The sequence below is a fragment of the Proteus sp. fly-1067 genome, from assembly GCF_040139345.1.
Lineage (GTDB): Bacteria > Pseudomonadota > Gammaproteobacteria > Enterobacterales > Enterobacteriaceae > Proteus > Proteus vulgaris_B.
This window is the reverse complement of sequence record NZ_JBEEUL010000266.1, coordinates 1-527: the sequence shown is the minus strand read 5'-3', so window position 1 is coordinate 527 and position 527 is coordinate 1. Positions and strand designations below refer to the sequence as shown.

Annotated in this window: 1 protein-coding gene; it reads left to right on the top strand. The window is 45.7% G+C overall.

The window, feature by feature from the left end:
• A partial coding sequence (locus ABN217_RS20345) for a carboxyvinyltransferase (protein ID WP_502935151.1) occupies positions 1-527 on the top strand: 527 nt, incomplete at both ends.

Here is a 527-nt window from a genome sequence, read left to right as displayed (position 1 = left end):
AGATATTGATACGACGATTAAATTACTTAATCGCTTAGGAACGCATGTTGAACGTAATGGCTCTGTTTTCGTTGATGCTCGTAATATCAATGAGTTTTGCGCACCTTACGAGCTAGTCAAAACCATGCGTGCTTCTATTTGGGCATTAGGCCCATTAGTGGCACGTTTTGGTCAAGGCCAGGTTTCTTTACCCGGCGGTTGTGCCATTGGCGCTCGCCCTGTTGATCTTCATATTACAGGTTTAGAGCAATTAGGTGCTGAAATCACGCTTGATGAAGGTTATGTAAAAGCTCGCGTTGATGGGCGACTAAAAGGCGCGCATATTGTTATGGATAAAGTGAGCGTGGGTGCCACCATCACTATTATGACAGCGGCAGTGTTAGCTGAAGGTAAAACCATTATTGAGAACGCGGCAAGAGAGCCTGAAATTGAAGATACCGCAAACTTCCTCAATACATTAGGCGCTAAAATCAGTGGTGCGGGTACAGATAGTATTACTATCGAAGGCGTAGAGCGCCTCGGCGGTG